Raw genomic sequence first — 14,692 nt, forward strand, 5'->3', positions numbered from 1 at the left:
GCTGAGCCGGTGCTCACATCCTCACGGAATCGTTACGTGCGGGAGGGGCGAACCGGCCGAACGAGGTCCTACCGGTCGCTCACGCGCAGCTCGAGCACGTCGGGCCGGGCATAGTGGCCCACGGGGTCGAACTCCCACTTGCTCGCCGCCACCTGCTGCAGGTCGAGCTCGGCATAGATGACGCCCGGCTCGTCCCACAGGGGGCCGGCGGCGTAGTGTCCGTAGGGGTCGACCACGCAGCTCCCGCCCGTGTACACCACCTCGTCCAGCGCCTCGACCTCCTCCGGCTCCGCCAGGTCGGCCGGGTAGTCCGCTCGCTCGACGTAGGGCGCGCAGTTGACCACGAAGCAGCGCCCCTCCAGGGCGATGTGCCGCAGCGTGGCCTGCCACTCGGGGTTGCAGTTGGTGTTGGGGGCGAGGTAGATGGTCACGCCCCTCTGGTACAGCGCGACGCGCGCCAGGGGCATGTAGCTCTCCCAGCAGATGAGGGTGCCCATCGGCCCCCAGGGCGTGTCGGAGGTGGGGAAGTAGTGGTCCTGGGCGTCTCCCCACACCACGCGCTCGAGGCCCGTGGGCTTGAGCTTGCGGTGCACGGCGTCGACCCTTCCTTCGGGGTCGATGACCACGTTGCTGTTGTAGAGCGTGCCGCTCGTGGCGTCGCGCTCCGATATTCCCACGCTCACCCAGCTGCTGGTTCGGCGCGCCGCCTCGGCGATGGTCCCCACCTCCGGTCCGTCGACCAGGACGGAGCCGTCGTAGTAGCGCTTCCAGTCGAGCTGGCCGGCTGGCTTGCGCGCACCGGTGACGAAGCCGAAGGTCAGGCCATGCGGGTAACCGGGAATCGCCAGCTCGGGGAAGACGATGAGGTCGCTGGGGCGCTCGCGCGAGACGTGATCGATCGTCTCCACCATCCGAGAGGCGCAGGTGTCGCGGTCGAAGATCGTGGGCTGCATCTGCACCACGGCAATGCGGCAGGCGTCGGCGAGTTCCCTCATGCGCTGCTCCTTCTGCGGGCTTGCGAGTCGTGCAAAGGGGAGAATAGCCACCCCACGGCGGGCGGCCGCCGTGGGGCCATGACATTTTACGGGGGAGAAGCACGGGGCGTCCCCCGTCAGGCGCGTCCATCCGCAGAGACGGGAAAGCTCACGGAGAAGCGCGTGCCCACGCCCTCGCGCGAGACGACGTCGATCGTCCCCTGGTGCGCGTCCACGATCCACTTGGCGATGGAGAGTCCCAGCCCGGTGCCGCCGACCTCGCCGCCGCGCGCCTCGTCCGCGCGCCAGAACCTCTCGAACGCGTGTGCCACATCACTCTCGCCCATGCCCATCCCCTCGTCCTGCACCTGGTACGAGACGCGGCCGTCCCTGGCCCTGGCACCGAGGGTGATGGTCGACCCGGTCGGGGAGTACTTCGCCGCGTTTTGGACGATGACCCTTATCGACTGCTTGACCATCGCCAGATCGCCCGTCATCTGGTAGCGGGGGTCTCCCTCCGCCCCCTCGGGGTTCTCGAGCGCGTAGCGGTGGGCGTCATCGATCATGCACGACTCCTCCCACACGCCTGCCGTGACCTCGGCCAAGTTGAGGGGGGCCATCTGGAGCGCGTTGCGGCCCGAGTCCCCGCGGGCCAGGAAGAGCAGCTGCTCGACGAGCTCCTGCATGTGGTCCGTCTCGGCCTTCAGGGACTCGATCGACTCCTCGAGCACGGCCTCGTCCGTCTTGCCCCATCTGTCGAGCATGTCCACGTAGCCCTTGATCACGGCGATGGGCGTGCGCAGCTCGTGCGAGGCGTCCGAGACGAACCTCGTCTGCTGCTGCCGGGACTTCTGCATCTGGTTGAGAAGTCCGTTGAGCGCGACCTCGATGGGTTGTAGGTCCTGGTCGCCGGTGGTGACGCGCGGCGAGTCGACCGTCGCGCGCGAGATGGCCTGCTCAAGGCTCTCCATCTTGTCCGCCTCGATCCCGCCGGCGCCGCTGCCCATCGCCTCGGCGTCCAACGCCAGCTGGTTCAGCGGAAGGAGCTTGCGCCGCACGCGCCTGGTGTCTTCCGGCAGGCTGAGGAGCGAGACGAGCTGCCATGAGCCGGCGGCGACGGCGACGGGTCCCATGAGGCGGAAGAGGTCTCCCATGGGGAAGCTCGTCCTCGTTCCGTCGCCGAGCAACACGTCCAGGCTCAGGGCCTCTGGCCTGTCGCCGTCCGTGGCGAGCTCGAGGGAGGCAATGGCATTGGGGGAGCCGGCCCGCAGGGCCCTCTCGGGGAGCTTGCTGGCGCACTGCACTGCGAAGCTTGCCACGAGCGCCACGCAGACGAACAGGTCGAAGGCAATCATCCCGGCCAGCCTTCTCCACCAGAAGCTCCAGCTGATCGAACGGGCGGTGGAGGGCATGCCCTGCCTGACCGCCCTGGCGCTACCCCTCCCGGATGACATACCCCACCCCGCGGACGGTCGTCACGAGCCTCATGCCAAAGCGGTCGTCGATCTTGGAGCGGATGTGACGCACGTAGACGTCGATGGCGTTCGTCTCGCCCGCGTACTCGTAGCCACACGCCAGCTGCAGGAGCCGATCGCGCGTCATGACCATGTCCTCGTTCTCCATGAGGGCGCGCAGGACTTCGAACTCGCGGTTCGTGAGCTGGACCTCCTCGCCCGCGACGGTGACCTCGTGCCTCTCCACGTCCAGGGTCACGCCGTTGGAGCTGAGCACGTGGCGCGCGGGATCCCTGGGGTTGCCGTCGGTGTCGTCCCCGGCGGGGCCGGTCTCGTCTCTCGCCGTCGCGGTAGCAGCCGCGACAGGCGCGTCGGCCGCCGAGGCGGTGCCTGCGGTCGCCTCCCGGCGCTTGAGCGCCACGCGGATGCGGGCGAGCAGCTCCTCGATGGCGAAGGGCTTCGTCACGTAGTCGTCGGCCCCTGCGTCGAGCCCCGCGACCTTGTCCATCACGGAGTCTCGCGCGGTGAGCACGATGACGGGGACGTCACGCTCCCTGCGGATGCGGCGCAGCACCTCGAGGCCGTTCAGCTGCGGAAGGAGCAGGTCGAGAAGGACGAGGTCGTAGTCACCCGAGAGGGCGGCGTCCACCCCCGACCTGCCGTCGGCGGCCTTGTCCACCTCGTACCCCTCGTGTGTCAGCTCGAGCTCCACGAAGCGGGCGATCTTCGCCTCGTCCTCGACCACAAGAATCCTGCTCATGCACCGCTTCCGTTCGGACGTGCCTTGCGGTCGGGCCCGAACGCACGGGCCCGACCGCGAATCCTATCTTTTCTCGTGTCCCATGACGTCGCGCTTGAGGGACTCCGCGCCCGAGGCCGCCTTGTCCATGGCCTCGTTGACGTCGACGGTCACCCTGCCCACCCCCTCGAAGTGGTAGTGGCACTCGAGGAACAGGCCCACGACGAGCACGGGCAGCGTGATCGCCCAGGCGAACAGGGCGAGCACCAGGACCAGGACGGGCACGGCCAGGATGCGCCGCCCGTGTCGATCCACCACGAAGGTGACATCGATGCCCTTCCTCAGCACGCGGCGGCAGCCGTCGCAGAAGCGCTCGAAGCCCCTCTCGAACCTGCCTCCCTCGCTTGCCTGCCGGTAGGCGTCCTGGGCCTCCGCCATCTCGGGAGATATGCCACCCTGCTCGCTGCCGGCGGTGGAGTAGCTTGCCGTCTGGGGCCTCGCCTTGCCTTCGTTTTCCAGGTAGACGATGGCATCCAGCACGTTGCCGCCGCTTGCGTCGAGCGCCAGCTTGGCATCGGCGTAGCCCACGCCCGTCTTCTCGCGAATGAGCTCTGCCTTCTCGAGGTCGTCCATGACCATGCGTCCCTTCCTCTTGCGGGTGTCGCGTGGGTGGCAACCGCTGCCATCCGATGATTGCATGGTGACAGGCCAAGATTAACCGCCCCTTAGGCATAGATTACGTTCGGATGATGATTGGGCTGCACCGAAGTGCTATGGGGCACGCGAGGGGCGACGCCCGGATACGCCCGCACCGTCTGGTCCTCTCGCCCGCCTCGTCCCATGCGGTCACCGCCGGGCGTCCGTCACTCGTCGCTAGGCGTCCTGACCTTGGAACGCGCGGACGTCGTCCACGAGCACCGCGAGGTAGGGGCGCGAGCCCTCGGGGGCGTTCCCATCCACCAGGAAGAGCGCGAACCTGTCGTCGAACACGAAGTGGCGCGGCTGGCTGATGTCGAGTGGAGGCGCAGCTGATGTAACGGCGGTGATGGCTGCCTCGCTCTTGACCCTGCCACCCTCGTTGTCCAGGTCGAACTTGAGGGTCTGCACCGCCTGGGCGATGCGGAGACCACCTCCGTTGGGAAGCGCGAACTCCAGGCCCTCGAGCTCGTCGTACTCCTTGAACACGTCGGTGCTCAGTAGGGGACACTCGAACTCGTCGTCGTCCCCGAGCGCCCTCTGCGCCCCCGCCGACTCGGTTCTCGACGTCGCGTTGTCCCACATGTCCGAGAAGCTCTGGCCCTCGGGCGACTTCACCAGGACGAGCTCGTCGCCCTCCTTGGTCGAGACCCTGCAGGCGCAGTGCGCGTAGTCGTCGTAGTAGAGGGGGGTGACCTGGGCGAGAAGGTCGCTCCGCTCCGCCCCGTCGGTCTCTGCTGTCCCGAAGTACCTGGCTCCCTCCGTGTGGCTGGGGCCGAAGGTGCCGTCGTAGGGTAGGAGCGCGAACGGGCGCTCGAACGAGAACCGGCGATAGAGCATGGCGTAGAACAGCGTGGTGTCTGGCTCCGCGCTCTCCCAGTCCAGCAGGTCGAGGAGGTCGCTTCGCTGGCCGAAACGCTGGTCGATGGCCTCCTCCATGGTGCTGCGGGCATCTTTGGTCATGGGGCCGGCGTAGCTGTAATAGTGGTCGTCCGAGACCATGCCCGCCTCGAAGGGGCTCCCGTTCAGGGCGTCCACCAGCTCGTTCGGTCCGGCGGTCGGCTCGAGAGGATTCCCGTCGTTGTGGTAGGCGAGAAGCTCGTCCCAGCACAGCTGGAGCGGGGCGCACCAGGCGGCGTTGCCTTGGACCGGCAGCGTGTCCGCGGCGACGAGCGTCACGCCGGCCTCGTCGGCGCGACGGGGAGCGATCTGCCTTTCGTCGTCGCTGGGAGTGTGAGTGGCTTTCCACGCGAGCGGGGCGGCGATGGCGGCGACGACGATCGCGCACGCTGCGACCACGACGATTGCAAGGGACCTTCTCTCCTTCATGGGACCTCCTCGACGACGTGCGGGGTGGGTGACGATGGCGACGGGCTCGGACGGCTCCTGGAGCGTAGACGGCTCTTGGAGCGAATATACCAAAGCGTTTCCGTCTGCGCCGCCTGACGTCCGGGTGGGCTGGCAGGCCCGTATACTGGTCCGAATACGGACGGCGGGGGAGGAAGCATGTCTGACGGCATCGGCAGGGTCGACGTGGCGGGGACGGGCGGCGCGACCGGGATGGGCGACATGGTCAGCACGAACGGTGCGGCGGTCGGGACCGGCATCGCGGAGGTCGCCGCGCGCATGAAGCTGCAGAGCCCGGAGCTGGCGGCAACATCTGTCGAGCGGAGGAACGCCGCCCTCGCGGGCATCAGGGAGGCGCTCGTCGCCAGCGCCAGCAGCGTTTTCGCTGCCAACGAGGAGGACGTGCGCGCGGCCGAGGAGGCGGGGGTCTCTCCCGCGGTCGTCAAGCGCTTGCGCTTCGACCAGCACAAGCTCGACGACGTCTGCGCCGGCATCGACGGCCTCGTGGGCCTTCCGGACCCCGTCGGTCGCATGACGCTGCGCCGCGAGCTGGACGACGGACTGCTGCTCGAGCGTGTCACCTGCCCCATCGGGGTCGTCGGCGTCATCTTCGAGGCGCGTCCGGACGCCCTGGTCCAGATCTCGGCGCTGTGCATAAAGAGTGGCAACTGCGCCATCCTCAAGGGCGGGTCCGAGACCGCGCGCACCAATCGTGCCCTCTTCGCCCTCATCCACGGCGCCGCGCTGGAGGCCGGGCTGCCCGGGGGCTGCCTCTTCCAGGTCGAGGCGCACAGCCAGGTCGACGAGCTTTTGGCCTGCGACCGCGACGTCGACCTGCTCATCCCCCGCGGCTCGAACGCTTTCGTCCGCCACATAATGGACAACACGAGGATTCCCGTGATGGGTCACGCTGACGGCATCTGCCACGTCTACGTGGACGCCGCGGCGGACCTCCGGAAGGCCGTGCGCATCTGCGTTGATGCCAAGGTCCAGTATGCTGCCGCTTGCAACGCGGCCGAGACCCTGCTCGTGCACCGCGACGTCGCGGGAGACTTCCTCCCCCTGCTCGCCGACGCCTATCGTGCCGCCGGGGTCGAGCTCAGGGGCACAGACGAGGTCCGGGCCATCGTGGGCTGCGTGCCTGCGACGGACGCGGACTGGGACCGCGAGTACCTCTCGCTCGTCATATCCGCCAAGCTGGTGGGCGGCGTGGACGAGGCGATCGACCACATCAACCGACACGGCTCCCACCACACCGATGCCATCGTGACCCAGGACGATGCCGTGGCAGAGCGCTTCATGCAGTTGGTGGATTCGGCCGGCGTGTACCAGAACGCCTCGACCCGCTTTGCCGACGGCTTCCGCTATGGCTTCGGTGCCGAGGTGGGCATCTCGACCGGGAAGCTGCACGCGCGCGGCCCGGTGGGTCTGGACGGTCTGGTCACCTACAAGTATCGGCTGCGTGGCTCCGGTCAGGTGGTCGCGGACTACGCCGAGGGCAGGAGCCGCTTCCGCTTCCGCGACCTGAGGCTCTAGGGGAAAGGGTCCCGCGTGCGTCGTCGACGGCTAGGCCTATGCCGGTCAGCGGTCGCCGCGCTGGCTGCCGGCCGTAGCCGAGTGCGGGGGCTACTCTCCCCGGCGCTCCTCCACGGCGTCGTGGACGCGTTCGGCGGTCGCTCGTGCCATGCCCTGCACCTTCTGGTAGTACTCGTCGAAGACGCGCCGGTAGTCGCTGGGCCTGAGCGACGGGAAGGCCCTGAGGAGTCGAAGCTCCTGGTCGGTCAGGCGAGAGGAGAAGCTCGAGGCGAGCTCGTCGAGTGAGGGTACCTGTGGCAGGTTGGGCATGCCGCGAAGCTCCGGCGTTGCCTCGCGCAGCCTGTCGCGCGCCCCGGCGAGACGACGTCTGAGCGAGGCCTCCATGACCTGGCTCCAGTCCTTCACGCGGGCGAGCTCGGGGCGGGAGGGGAGCAGCTCTCGCACGGAATCCAGGCGCGCGGCGGTCTCCTGCTTGAGGGAGTCCATCTTCGCGCGCAGGCCGGCGATGCCCACGTGGGTCACCACGAGGTCAGAGAGCATGAGCGTCGCGCTCAAGCACGAGAGCGCTGCGAGCTGCGTGCCACTGAGCGAGGCGACGGCTACCGCGAGGGGCGGCTGCGAGACGTAGGTGACCAGCAGGCAGCAGCAGCCAAACTGCAGGAAGCCCCCCGCCCAGATGCGTCCCTGCAGGTTGAGAGGTTTGTCGGAGTAGTCCCACCAGCGTGCGTGGTACATCCTCTCCATCACGTACGAGGTGACGTACTCGAGGAGGCAGCTGAGCGCGCCGCCCGTGAGAAACACTCCGAGCGGACTGCCAATCCGCGAGAGCAGCAGGGCGGAGGCGATGCCGCCGCAGCCGTAGATGGGCAGGTAGGGTCCATTGAGGAAGCCACGGTTGATGAAGTGGCGCTCTGCGACGGAGCAGTAGGTGCTCTCCACCACCCAACCTCCGACGCAGTAGAAGAAGAAGTAGGTCCAGGCAACCATGAGCTGATGGATGGCATGTGGCAAGGCGTGCCTCCTAGGCGTCGTCGCGGACGGAGGCGCCGAGGCCCGCGCGCAGGCGCAGCCAGAAGCCGTCGAGGGTCTCGGACGTGGCGACCATCTTGTCTGCAAGGCAGAGAAGCGCTGCCTCGCGGCAGCTGGGCGGCATGGGTGTGAGGGGGAACATGTGCCTGCGGACCATGTTCTGCTCGATGGGGCCGATGCCAAAGTCGCGGATGGCGTTGGCGTAGGCAAAGCCAGGGTGCCTGAAGCCGTGGAGCCTGTGGCTGGGGTCGGGGTCGTGCCAGTCGTAGAGGAAGTAGTCGTGGAGGAGGGCGCCGCGCAGGAGGGCGCGCTCGTCCACGGGGATTCGCCAGCTGCGCGCGAGGCGCACGCACTGCCGGGTGACGGAGAGCGAGTGGGCGAAGACGGTGGTGGTGCCGTGCTGGATGCAGCGCCGCTCGATGCGCATGCCCTCGGAGTCGAGGATGTCCTGGCAGTGTCGGCGGACGAGGTCCATGCTCCGCGAGCTGGGGCTGATAGGCTTTCGTGGGACGCTGGAGGGCATGCGATGGTCCTTGCTGCTGGCGTTGTCTGCATATGACGGGTGCCATTATCTGCCCGCCGCGGTGTCGTGGCGGCGCCTTCGACCCGATTCCGCCGAATGCGCAAGTGGCGGGGCGACGGCCCCAGCGCGAGCGAACGCGTGCCGTCGGCGCCCAACACGCGCAAGCGCACGCTGGTGTCATCCAACACGCGCGAACGCACACGTGTGATTGCATTTGTCCAGATGCTGGGAGCCGTGCATGTGCGCAACAGCGTGCTCGCTGCCTGTCGCGTGCGCAACAGCGTGTTCGCCGAGCCAATTGTGCGCAACGGCGTGCGCGACGGCTGCGGCATCTACTGACAACGCCCAATGCGTCTGCCGCGTCATCGATAGCGCCAAACGCGTCCACCGAATCGTCGAGAACGTCCAACGCGTCTAATCGACAGCAAAACCCCAGGTCAGTTTTTGTCTCTAGACGCGTTGGACGCTTTCGCGCGGGAGCCAGACGCGTCGGACGTTTTCGTACAGGAGATAGACGCATTGGACGCTTTCGCGTAGGAGATAGGCGTGTGCATCGCTAGACGTGCGCATCGGCGTGCGGGTGAGAGGGGCGTGCTCAGCGGCACACGAATGAGAGTGGCGTTCGCAGAGGCGCTCGCCCAGCGTGCACGCTCGCCGAATCCCAACGGCTCCCATGTCGCGCCATTGGGTACATAGCTTTACATAACTCGAACCGCCCGCCCCTCCGCTCCATGCGGTGTGGGTAGCGGCGCAGGCCACCAGCAGAAGGGAGTCTGGCATGAACATGCAGACCGATGACGACAAGCTCAGCTTCGTGGGAGACTACGGCGACGTGCTAGGTGAGGTCTCGTTTCCCGAGGACGAGGACGGTATCCTGAACTTCAACCACACCTACGTCGCGCCCAGCGAGCGCGGCAGTGGCATGGCAGGCCGCCTCATGGGCCAGGCCGTCCGTCACGTGCGCTTTGCGGGCAAGAAGGCCCGTGCGACCTGCTCCTACGCCATCCGCTGGTTCCAGAAGCACCCGGAATATGCCGACATCCTCGTGGAGCCTCCTGCAGCCGAGCCGGCAAAGTAGTCTCGCTCTCAGCAGGTGAGGGACCTGCACCTCGTTAGGGCAGGCGAGAGGAACCCGCCTTCTCGCATCAGTCCAACCGCATGCGCACGAAGAGGCGCGCCCGCAGCCGAATCCAGCTGCGGGCGCGCCGCGTTTACGGGCAGGCTCCTGTCGTTCATCAGCCATGACCTGCCCCGCGATACCTACTAGCGAGCTCTACTTGCGGTAATCGTAGAAGCCCTTGCCGGCGTTGACGCCCGTCTCGCCTGCGTCGATCTTCTCCTTGAGCTTGGCGGCGATCTTGCCCTGGATGGTCGAGGGGTCCTTGGCGCGCGGGTCCATGATCGCGATGTTGTACGCGGTGGTCAGGCCCACGATGTCCAGGATGCGGAAGGGGCCGGCGGGCGCGCCGGTGCCCAGCTGCCAGGTCTTGTCGATGGTCTCGGGGTCGGCCACGTCGTTTGCCCACAGCGCCTGCGAGGCGTTGAGGAAGGGTACGAGCATCGAGTTCAGGATGTAGCCGGGCTGCTCCTTGTGGAGCTGCAGGGGCACCATGCCGATGGCCTCGGCGAACTCGACGACCATGTCGTAGTACTCCTGCTCGGTGCCGGCATGGCCCATGACCTCGCCGGTGTTGTTGCGCCAGATCTCGTTGGCGAAGTGCAGGGCCAGGTACTTGGCGGGACGGCCGGTTGCCTCGGCGAAGCTGCTGGGCAGCATGGTAGAGGAGTTGGTGGCGATGACGGTCTTCTCGGGCAGGTGCTTGGCCAGCTCCTGGTAGAAGGCGGTCTTCTGAGCGGGATCCTCGGCGATGGACTCGATGACGAGGTCGGCGTCCTCGGCCGCCTCGGCATAGCTGGTGGTGAGCCTCAGGCCCTCGTATGCCTTGGTGACCTGCTCCTTGAGGGCGTCGATGCCCGTGTCGTCGGGCCTCTCGGCTGCGAAGCCGCGGGCCCACGCGGCGGGGTTGGTCTTGGATGCCTCAAGGGTCTGCAGGTAGATGTCGCGCAGACGCTCGAACTTGGGCTTGGCGCGCTCGATGGAGGCATCGCTCCTCAGCCACACGGTGACGTCGAAGCCGCGGAACGCGGTCTGGAAGGCGATCTGGCTGCCAAGGACGCCGCCACCGGCGACTACGACTTTCTTGAAGTTCATGTTGGTTCTCCCTTCGGAGTGTCTTGTTGCGCGCAGCGCCATTGGCTGCGGCAGGGGGTTGGCGCGCCTGGGGCGCTACCGTTAGGCGCAGTATTCCCACTAACACGCCGAAATGCCACACAATACGAATTATTTTTTTTTGGTCCGTGGCGGGTGGTCGTTGGGTACAAGGCCAAGGTACGAAGGCATTGCAGAAGGTCCGGGATGCGTCCTGCGGCCACGAATCGTTCGGGGTTCGTCATGAGCATCGTCACCACCACCCTGGCCACCCTCGTGGGCCTGGAGTTTCTCTACATCATGTACCTCGAGACCTTCGCCACGGCATCGGAGTCCACGAGTCGCGTATTCTCGATCCCAGTGGGCGAGCTCGAGGGCAAGACCGTGAGCACCCTCTTCAAGAACCAGGGCGTCTACAACGGCCTCATCGGCCTGGCCATCCTCTGGGGCACCTTCCTCAGCGGAAGCCCCCGCGAGGTCGTGGGCATGCTCCTGGTCCTGGTGGTCCTCGTGGCCATCTATGGCGGCATGACCAGCAGCCGCTCCATCATCTGGAAGCAGGGCGGCCTGGCGATGGTCGCCCTCGTGACCCTGGCCCTGCTCTAGGGGAGAGGGGCGAGCTGCCGTTGCGGCAGAGTCTCGCGTTCGGGCCCGTGCATGCCAGGCGGCGGGCGCAGGCCTCGCCTCCACTGGAGACGAATTGGCGTCATGCCCGTGCGCGCCAGGCGGTGGGGTCGACCGCCAGCGCGGTGAGCGGCACCGCGAGGTCATGCCCGTGCGCGCCAGGCGGTGGGGGAGAGGCCCGTCTCCCTCCTGAACGCGCTTGAGAACGCTGCCGGGGTGGAGTAGCCCACCGCGCGGGCGACCTCCGCCACGGGCATGCGGCCCTCGGCAAGGAGGCTGCGCGCCCGGCGCATCCTCGAGCCGCGCGCATAGTTGCCCAGCGTCTGTCCTGTGACGTGCTTGAACACGGCACAGAGGTGGGTGTGGCCACAGTGGGTGGCACGGGCGATCTGCTCCACGGAGGGCGGCCCGGAGGGTGCGGTGTCTATGATGCGTCGGGCCTCTCGGACGAGGGAGAGGTCCTCCCACGAGAGCCCTCCGGACTGGGCAGAGACCGTCTCGTCCGCCCAGCTCAGGAACCTTCCGACCTCCTCATGGACGTCTCGTTCGAAGGTCGGTCGCTGGTCGGTGCGGCCCAGCCTCCACGTGCCCATGCGCGCCAAGAGTCCCCTCAGCTCCTCGTTCACGTCATTGGGGTCGAGAAGCGACAGCTCGTCCTTCACCGACGAGAAGTCGCGCCCGTAGATGGCGGCGTTGCGCCTGAAGAAGTCGGGCGTGAGGCAGAGGCTCGTGGAGCGGATCCGCTCGCCCCTGCCGAGGAACGACTTGGTCTCGCCCGGGCCCTGCGAGAATGCCGCCACGTTTCCCGATGCGCGGAGGTTGGTGATGGGGACGGGCGAGTACGCCGCCGAGTCGCGCGACCCCACGCAGAGGCAGATCGACTCGATGGGGTACTCCCTGAGCACGTAGTCCTCGCTCACGACGAGGTCGAGGAAGTTGACCAGGCAGCCCTCGGTGGGGGACACGTTTGCCATCCGCCCGCGGCTCCAGCCGTCGTATGCCTCGGCCACCAGGCCGTCGGAGCAGTGGTGGCAACTCCGCGCATGCATCTGGGCCAGCTGTGGCTCGAAGAGCTGCCTCAGGCTCTGGTCCATTCTCGCCTTCTTCCCGTGCTTCGTCACTGCTGGCTCGCATCCACGCCAGCGTCGCCGCCCGCCGTCCCGCACTTTCGATTTCTTCCGCACGTGGCGGACGACCTCTCCCGCGCCTGCGAAATATAGTTTACTCAAACTAACTGTTTGTGATCCGGGGAGCCGGCGCGACCGCGCCCGGCGTCCGACGCCTGGTGCCCTTTGCCTGGCGCGCGGCGCCACAGGGGCCCGCCCNGGCGGAGAGGTCCAGCGCATCGCGCTCGCCCGCGCGATCCTCAAGGACTCTCCCATCGTGGTCCTGGACGAGGCGACCGCCTTCGCCGACCCCGAGAACGAGGCTCTCATCCAGCGCGCGCTGGCGCGTCTCGCCAAGGGTCGCACGGTGCTCATAGTGGCGCATCGCCTCTCGACGGTGAGGGGCGCCGACCAGATCGTGGTGCTCGACGCAGGTCATGTGGTGGAGAGGGGCACGCACGATCAGCTGGTGGCCGCAGGCGGCCTGTACGCGCGCATGTGGGCCGACTACCAGACGGCCGTCGACTGGAAGATAGCGGGGTCGCGGGGCGGGTCCTCCGGGGCCGCGCCGTCAGTGAGAGGGGCGGCCGCAGGCGCGGACGCCGCAGCCACNGACTGTCCCAGATCCTGAGCTTCGCGGGAGGGCACAGGCGCTTCACCTACCTGGGCATCGTGCTCTCGGCGGTGTCGATGCTGCTGGGCTTCGTGCCCTACGTCTGCATCTGGCTGGTCGTCCGCGACCTCATCGCGGTCGCTCCCGACTGGTCGGCCGCGACCAGCCTCTCGACCTACGGATGGGTCGCCTTCGTCACGGCGATGGTGGGCATCCTGGTCTACTTCGGCGCCCTCATGTGCACGCACATTGCCGCGTTCCGCACCGCGAGCAACATGCGCAAGGCCTGCGCCGAGCACCTCATGCGCGTGCCGCTGGGCTACTTCGACACGCACGCGTCCGGCGAGATACGCCGCATCATCGACGGCTCAGTGGGCCTGACCGAGACTCTCCTCGCCCACCAGTTGCCCGACATGGGCGGCACCGTGGCCATGGTCGTGGGCATGCTCGTGATGCTCTTCGTGTTCGACTGGCGCATGGGCCTCGCCTGCCTGCTCGCCGCCGTCATCTCGGTCGGCTGCCTCATGAGCATGATGAGCGGCGATCGCATGGACTACATGAACAAGTACCAGGCCGCCATGGACCGCATGAACAAGGCCGGGACGGAGTACGTGCGCGGCATACCCGTGGTCAAGGTGTTCCAGCAGACCGTCTACTCCTTCAAGGCGTTCCACGACGCGATCAAGGACTACGGGGACATGGCGCACGAGTACTCCGTGACGCTCTGCCGCGTCCCGCAGTCGCTCAACCTCACCTTCGTGGACGGCGTGGTCGTCCTGCTGGTTCCGGCGGTGCTGCTCATCGCCCCCGGCGTCACCGACTGGGCGAAGTTCCTCACCGACTACGCGTTCTATGCGATCTTCTCGGCCGTCATATCCACCGCGCTGCAGCGCCTGATGTTCGTCGCCGCCTACACGCAGCAGGCGGGCAATGCCATGAGCCGCATCTCCGGCGTCCTCGCGGCGCCGACGCTCGCGGAGCCCGCCGAGCCCCGCCACCCGGCGGACGCCTCCATAGCCTTCGACGACGTGTCCTTCTCCTACGAGGGTGCGGCCACGCCCGCCCTCGACCACGTGAGCCTCGAGGTCCCCTCCGGCTCCACCGTGGCGCTCGTCGGCCCCTCCGGCGGCGGCAAGACCACGGCCGCGAGCCTGGTCCCCCGCTTCTGGGACGTCGGCTCCGGCGCGGTGCGCGTGGGCGGCGTCGACGTGCGCCAGATCGCCCAGCACGAGCTCATGGATCAGGTCGCGTTCGTGTTCCAGAACGACCGCCTGTTCAAGGGGACCATCCTGGACAACGTCCGCGCCGCACGGCCGGGCGCCACGCGCGAGCAGGCGCTCGCCGCGCTCGAGGCGGCCCAGTGCTCCGACATCGTCGCCAAGATGCCCCACGGGGTCGACGAGTTCATAGGCACGGGCGGTACGTACCTCTCCGGCGGAGAGGTCCAGCGCATCGCGCTCGCCCGCGCGATCCTCAAGGACTCTCCCATCGTGGTCCTGGACGAGGCGACCGCCTTCGCCGACCCCGAGAACGAGGCTCTCATCCAGCGCGCGCTGGCGCGTCTCGCCAAGGGTCGCACGGTGCTCATAGTGGCGCATCGCCTCTCGACGGTGAGGGGCGCCGACCAGATCGTGGTGCTCGACGCAGGTCATGTGGTGGAGAGGGGCACGCACGATCAGCTGGTGGCCGCAGGCGGCCTGTACGCGCGCATGTGGGCCGACTACCAGACGGCCGTCGACTGGAAGATAGCGGGGTCGCGGGGCGGGTCCTCCGGGGCCGCGCCGTCAGTGAGAGGGGCGGCCGCAGGCGCGGACGCCGCAGCCACCGGAAGGGAGGCGTAGG

Annotated in this window: 14 protein-coding genes and 1 pseudogene; 6 read left to right on the plus strand and 9 right to left on the minus strand. The window is 67.7% G+C overall.

Annotation, left to right across the window (positions count from 1 at the left end):
* Positions 1–68: 68 nt before the first annotated feature.
* From BQ7388_RS03140 to BQ7388_RS03160, 5 genes are all read right to left on the minus strand, one after another.
* Positions 69–995, minus strand: coding sequence for a carbon-nitrogen hydrolase family protein (locus tag BQ7388_RS03140; RefSeq protein WP_062531683.1), 927 nt, complete (start codon positions 993–995; stop codon positions 69–71).
* Between the two features lie 116 nt (positions 996–1,111).
* On the minus strand, positions 1,112–2,428 hold the full coding sequence (locus tag BQ7388_RS03145; protein ID WP_062531684.1) for a sensor histidine kinase: 1,317 nt from the start codon (positions 2,426–2,428) through the stop codon (positions 1,112–1,114).
* Positions 2,409–3,188 (minus strand): response regulator transcription factor, encoded by a 780-nt coding sequence (locus tag BQ7388_RS03150; RefSeq protein ID WP_062531685.1) that lies wholly within the window; start codon positions 3,186–3,188, stop codon positions 2,409–2,411. The genes BQ7388_RS03145 and BQ7388_RS03150 overlap by 20 nt, the downstream gene beginning before the upstream one ends.
* Before the next feature lie 63 nt (positions 3,189–3,251).
* Positions 3,252–3,806 (minus strand): UBA domain-containing protein, encoded by a 555-nt coding sequence (locus BQ7388_RS03155; protein ID WP_062531686.1) that lies wholly within the window; start codon positions 3,804–3,806, stop codon positions 3,252–3,254.
* 234 nt (positions 3,807–4,040) lie between these two features.
* Positions 4,041–5,192 carry a hypothetical protein gene (locus tag BQ7388_RS03160; RefSeq protein ID WP_062531687.1) on the minus strand — a complete coding sequence of 384 codons (1,152 nt, stop codon included), beginning with the start codon at positions 5,190–5,192 and terminating at the stop codon, positions 4,041–4,043.
* A 177-nt stretch (positions 5,193–5,369) separates the two neighbouring features.
* Between BQ7388_RS03160 and BQ7388_RS03165 the strand changes: the two genes are divergently transcribed.
* Positions 5,370–6,746, plus strand: a complete 1,377-nt coding sequence (locus tag BQ7388_RS03165) for a glutamate-5-semialdehyde dehydrogenase (RefSeq protein ID WP_082719607.1) — start codon at positions 5,370–5,372, stop codon at positions 6,744–6,746.
* A gap of 90 nt (positions 6,747–6,836) precedes the next feature.
* Here BQ7388_RS03165 and BQ7388_RS03170 read toward each other — a convergent pair whose 3' ends face one another.
* Both BQ7388_RS03170 and BQ7388_RS03175 read right to left on the minus strand, forming a co-directional pair.
* The gene (locus BQ7388_RS03170) at positions 6,837–7,757 is read right to left on the minus strand and encodes a putative ABC transporter permease (RefSeq protein ID WP_062531688.1); all 921 of its coding nucleotides are present in this window, start codon (positions 7,755–7,757) and stop codon (positions 6,837–6,839) included.
* A gap of 10 nt (positions 7,758–7,767) precedes the next feature.
* On the minus strand, positions 7,768–8,298 hold the full coding sequence (locus BQ7388_RS03175) for an HD domain-containing protein (RefSeq protein WP_072499760.1): 531 nt from the start codon (positions 8,296–8,298) through the stop codon (positions 7,768–7,770).
* Between the two features lie 96 nt (positions 8,299–8,394).
* Here BQ7388_RS03175 and BQ7388_RS03180 point away from each other — a divergent pair, with 96 nt between their 5' ends.
* Together BQ7388_RS03180 and BQ7388_RS03185 are read left to right on the plus strand one after the other, a co-directional pair.
* On the plus strand, positions 8,395–8,637 hold the full coding sequence (locus BQ7388_RS03180; protein WP_072499761.1) for a hypothetical protein: 243 nt from the start codon (positions 8,395–8,397) through the stop codon (positions 8,635–8,637).
* Between the two features lie 439 nt (positions 8,638–9,076).
* Positions 9,077–9,376 carry a GNAT family N-acetyltransferase gene (locus BQ7388_RS03185; RefSeq protein WP_062531689.1) on the plus strand — a complete coding sequence of 100 codons (300 nt, stop codon included), beginning with the start codon at positions 9,077–9,079 and terminating at the stop codon, positions 9,374–9,376.
* A gap of 195 nt (positions 9,377–9,571) precedes the next feature.
* Here the strand turns inward: BQ7388_RS03185 and BQ7388_RS03190 are convergent, their stop codons facing one another.
* Positions 9,572–10,510 (minus strand): 3-hydroxyacyl-CoA dehydrogenase, encoded by a 939-nt coding sequence (locus BQ7388_RS03190; RefSeq protein ID WP_072499762.1) that lies wholly within the window; start codon positions 10,508–10,510, stop codon positions 9,572–9,574.
* 240 nt (positions 10,511–10,750) lie between these two features.
* Between BQ7388_RS03190 and BQ7388_RS03195 the strand changes: the two genes are divergently transcribed.
* The gene (locus BQ7388_RS03195) at positions 10,751–11,113 is read left to right on the plus strand and encodes a DUF1304 domain-containing protein (RefSeq protein WP_040656930.1); all 363 of its coding nucleotides are present in this window, start codon (positions 10,751–10,753) and stop codon (positions 11,111–11,113) included.
* A gap of 161 nt (positions 11,114–11,274) precedes the next feature.
* Here the strand turns inward: BQ7388_RS03195 and BQ7388_RS12235 are convergent, their stop codons facing one another.
* Positions 11,275–12,225, minus strand: a complete 951-nt coding sequence (locus BQ7388_RS12235) for a helix-turn-helix domain-containing protein (RefSeq protein WP_072499763.1) — start codon at positions 12,223–12,225, stop codon at positions 11,275–11,277.
* Positions 12,226–12,457: 232 nt separating this feature from the next.
* Here BQ7388_RS12235 and BQ7388_RS13440 point away from each other — a divergent pair.
* Both BQ7388_RS13440 and BQ7388_RS03210 read left to right on the plus strand, forming a co-directional pair.
* Positions 12,458–12,868: pseudogene (locus BQ7388_RS13440) on the plus strand (ABC transporter ATP-binding protein); the annotation flags it as partial.
* Positions 12,869–12,909: 41 nt separating this feature from the next.
* Positions 12,910–14,691, plus strand: coding sequence for an ABC transporter ATP-binding protein (locus tag BQ7388_RS03210; protein WP_234946802.1), 1,782 nt, complete (start codon positions 12,910–12,912; stop codon positions 14,689–14,691).
* Position 14,692 lies beyond the last annotated feature (1 nt).

Origin of the sequence: Olsenella phocaeensis (genome assembly GCF_900120385.1) — a bacterium.
Classification (GTDB): Bacteria; Actinomycetota; Coriobacteriia; order Coriobacteriales; family Atopobiaceae; genus Olsenella_I; species Olsenella_I phocaeensis.

Bases quoted from the DNA above. Each gene is read 5' to 3' on its own strand.
- BQ7388_RS03160 (WP_062531687.1), bottom strand. From the start codon at position 5,192: ATGAAGGAGAGAAGGTCCCTTGCAATCGTCGTGGTCGCAGCGTGCGCG.
- BQ7388_RS03165 (WP_082719607.1), top strand. From the start codon at position 5,370: ATGTCTGACGGCATCGGCAGGGTCGACGTGGCGGGGACGGGCGGCGCG.
- BQ7388_RS03145 (WP_062531684.1), bottom strand. From the start codon at position 2,428: ATGTCATCCGGGAGGGGTAGCGCCAGGGCGGTCAGGCAGGGCATGCCC.
- BQ7388_RS03185 (WP_062531689.1), top strand. From the start codon at position 9,077: ATGAACATGCAGACCGATGACGACAAGCTCAGCTTCGTGGGAGACTAC.
- BQ7388_RS03190 (WP_072499762.1), bottom strand. From the start codon at position 10,510: ATGAACTTCAAGAAAGTCGTAGTCGCCGGTGGCGGCGTCCTTGGCAGC.
- BQ7388_RS12235 (WP_072499763.1), bottom strand. From the start codon at position 12,225: ATGGACCAGAGCCTGAGGCAGCTCTTCGAGCCACAGCTGGCCCAGATG.
- BQ7388_RS03150 (WP_062531685.1), bottom strand. From the start codon at position 3,188: ATGAGCAGGATTCTTGTGGTCGAGGACGAGGCGAAGATCGCCCGCTTC.
- BQ7388_RS03155 (WP_062531686.1), bottom strand. From the start codon at position 3,806: ATGGTCATGGACGACCTCGAGAAGGCAGAGCTCATTCGCGAGAAGACG.
- BQ7388_RS03195 (WP_040656930.1), top strand. From the start codon at position 10,751: ATGAGCATCGTCACCACCACCCTGGCCACCCTCGTGGGCCTGGAGTTT.
- BQ7388_RS03180 (WP_072499761.1), top strand. From the start codon at position 8,395: ATGCGCAAGTGGCGGGGCGACGGCCCCAGCGCGAGCGAACGCGTGCCG.
- BQ7388_RS03175 (WP_072499760.1), bottom strand. From the start codon at position 8,298: ATGCCCTCCAGCGTCCCACGAAAGCCTATCAGCCCCAGCTCGCGGAGC.
- BQ7388_RS03140 (WP_062531683.1), bottom strand. From the start codon at position 995: ATGAGGGAACTCGCCGACGCCTGCCGCATTGCCGTGGTGCAGATGCAG.